This is a genomic window from Micromonospora sp. NPDC003776 (genome assembly GCF_053605645.1).
In genome coordinates, this window is record NZ_JBSGJR010000710.1 from 1 (window position 1) to 3086 (window position 3086).

Annotated in this window: 3 protein-coding genes; 1 reads left to right on the forward strand and 2 read right to left on the reverse strand. The window is 76.1% G+C overall.

The window, feature by feature from the left end:
* Positions 1-943, reverse strand: a 943-nt coding sequence (locus ACWEVO_RS33755) for an ATP-binding protein (RefSeq protein ID WP_452311472.1), incomplete at its 3' end; no start/stop codon positions are given.
* A 273-nt stretch (positions 944-1216) separates the two neighbouring features.
* Between ACWEVO_RS33755 and ACWEVO_RS33760 the strand changes: the two genes are divergently transcribed.
* A complete protein-coding gene (locus ACWEVO_RS33760; protein ID WP_452311473.1) occupies positions 1217-1843 on the forward strand; it encodes an SGNH/GDSL hydrolase family protein in 627 nt (208 codons plus the stop codon).
* Positions 1844-1873: 30 nt separating this feature from the next.
* On the opposite strand, the gene ACWEVO_RS33765 is transcribed toward ACWEVO_RS33760, so the two are convergent.
* The coding region (locus tag ACWEVO_RS33765; RefSeq protein WP_452311474.1) for a glycoside hydrolase family 38 C-terminal domain-containing protein at positions 1874-3086 on the reverse strand (1213 nt) is incomplete at its 5' end.

The window sequence follows — 3086 nt, forward strand, 5'->3', positions numbered from 1 at the left end:
CCGGCGGGGCGGTGGTGCGGGCCGGGGCCGGGCCGGGCGGCGGCCACGGGGCGGCGGTCTGGTCCGGGCGGGGTGCCGCCGGCCAGGACGCGTCGCCGGCCGGGTCCGGCGTGGTGGGGATCTCGCAGAGCAGCGCGCCGGGGACCAGCAGGGTGGCCGTGGTGCCGCCGGAGGGCCGGTTGGTGAGGGTGACCCGCAGCCGGTGGGCGGCCGCCAGGTGGGCCACGACGGCCAGGCCGAGGTGGGCGGCCGGGTCGAGGGTGGCCGGGGTGACCGGCGCGCCGCCGAGCAGGGCGTTGAGCTGGGTGAGGTGGTCCGGGTGCAGGCCCACACCGGCGTCCTCGATGCGCAGCAGGACGCTGCCGTCCTCGGTGATGAAGCCGGAGACGATCACCGGGGAGGTGGGTGGGGAGAACCGGGTGGCGTTGTCGAGCAGTTCGGTGAGGACCCGGATGACGTCGTCGGCGGCGAACTCGACCACCGCCAGGTCGACGACGTGGCCGACCCGGATCCGGGGGTAGTGCTCGACGGCGGAGGTGGCGGCGCGGACCACGTCGACCAGGGTGACCGTCTGCGGGTCGGCGTCCTCGACGCGGCGGCCGAGCAGGACCTGGAGGTTTTCCGCGTGGCGGCGGATCCGGGTGTTCGCGTGGTCGATGCGGTAGAGCCGTTCGAGGCGTTCGGGGTCCTGCTCGTCGGATTCGACGGCTTCCAGGTGGGTGCCCATCTGGTAGGCCGAGGCGAGGATCCGCATCGCGAACTGCTCGCAGATGGCGGGCCAGGGGCCGGGGCGGTCCTCGGGCGGCGGTGGGGGTGCGGGGGTCTCCGGTGGGGGGACGGCCCACTGGGCGACGGTCGGGTCCAACCAGCGCGCCGCCCGCTGCCGCCAGGTGGCCCGGCGTCGGCCCGCCGGGGTTGCTGGGGTGATGTCGGTGCTTCTCACGAAATTACCGGCCTGTCCGTGATGATCGGCTCTGGCATGGTGGGGGAGTCAACCACCGTTTGTGGGCGGAAAGCAACGGCCAGGGGCGACGTGGGGTGGTTTTCACACCCCGACCACCGCTGTGCCACGAGTGCTTGATCGGCGTCGGCCCGCGGAATGCAACAGCCGGACGGAGAAATTTTTCTCGCGGACCGGACGGGAGCCGGCCGCCGGACGTCCGGTCGGCTACGGCATGATCATGGAAGGGGCGTCGAGCGGGGAGGGGACGGACGGATGACCGTGGAGGTGCCACCGGGCGGCCGGGTGCTGTTCATCGGCGACAGCATCACCGACGCCGGCCGGGAGCGGACCTGCGGCGACGACCTCGGCACCGGGTACGCGATGATGGCCGCCGCCTGGTTCACCGCCCGCCACCCGGGCCACCGGGCCGGCTTCGTCAACCGCGGTGTCGGCGGCGACCGGGTACGCGACCTGCGCGCCCGCTGGGAGGCCGACTGCGTGGCCCTGCGCCCGGCCGTGGTGTCGATCCTCGTCGGCGTCAACGACACGTGGCGCCGTTACGACCGGGACGACCCCACCAGCGCCGCCGACTTCGCTCGCGACTACCGGCACATCCTGACGGCCACCCGCCGGCTGGGCGCGCGGATCATCCTGGTCGAACCCTTCCTCGTCCCGCTCGACGACGCGCAGCGCCGCTGGCGCGAGGACCTGGACCCGAAGGTCGACGTGGTGCGCCGGCTGGCCGCCGAGTTCGACGCGACCCTGGTCGCGGTGGACGAGCTGTTCCAGACCGCCGGCGTGGACGCGCGGGTGTGGACCCGCGACGGGGTGCACCCGACCCCGTTCGGGCACGCGCTCATCGCCCAGGCCTGGCTGCGCGCGGTCACCCCGGCGGCCTGAGGGCCGGGGCACGGCCGCCCCGGACCCGCCTCAGCCCCGGTCGAGCTGCACCGTGGCGATCTCCCACGCCCGCAGCGGCAGCCGGACCGGCCCGCCGTCGTCGACCGGCAGCGCCGCCCCGGGTCGCCCGCGCAGGTCGGCCCGGCACGCCGCGCGTACGCCCCGGCCGGCGGCGAGGACCGCCTCGGTGTCGCGGCTGGCCACCACCCGCAGCTCGATCCGGCCGTCGCGGTCCCGGACGCTGGTCAGCGTGACGCCGTCCCCGCCGACCGTCAGGCCGGTCACCGGCTCGGGCAGCCCGGCCGACGGGTCACCGCCGCCGGGGAAGGCCAGCGGCTCGTGCCGGTACGCCTCGGCCGCGGCCGCCACCCCGGCGGTGTCCCGGTCGCCCCGGAACGGCAGCACCGCCAGCTCGACGCTGCGCGCGCCCCGGCACTGCGCCTGCGGGGTGGGCAGCTGCGGGCCGGCGGGCTCGTCGCGCAGGGCGTGCCGGTTGCGCGACAGCATCCCGATCGACCGCAGCACGGTGACGGCCAGCTCCCGGCCGGAGTCGGTCAGCTCGTACTCGGTGGGCTGGGTCAGCAGGACGGCGAGGGACCCCTCGGCGCCACCGGCGGCGACGAACCCGTTGGCGGGGAACGTCGGCAGCGGCACCTCGCCGCCGCCGCCCTCGGCGGTCAGGCCGCGCTCGACGACCGCGAACTGGCCCTCGGCGTACGACGCGCGGGCCGCCGAGGGCAGCGGCAGGTGCAGTCGTACCCGGTGGTCGTCGCAGCGGTTGTCGAAGTCCAGCCGCAGCCGGGCGAACGGCTCGCCGGCCCGGACCTCCACCCGGGTGGTGACGACGGTGGTCTCGTGTTCCACCCGGCGCGAGCCGGCGTCCACGTCGGCGCCGACCGGCCAGCGGTACTCGCGGACCACGTCCAGCACGGCGACCACCGGCCCGTCGTGCACCACCACGGTGCGTACCGCCCGGGGCTTGTCGACCAGCTCGTCGGCGGCCGGCGGCGCGTAGTTGTAGCTGTCCCCGACGTCGCCGCCGTCGACCAGCCGACCCACCCCGTCGACGCGCAGCCCGTCCGGGGTGGACAGCGCCAGGGTGCCGTCCTCGGCCACCTCGACCCGCAGCAGCCCGTTGTCGACGGTCCGGCCGGTCACGGTGACCGGTGTTCCCGCCGCGGCGGCCGGTTCGGGTGCCGGGGCCGGGCGGACCGCGGCGAGGCCGAGCGCCGGCACGGTGACC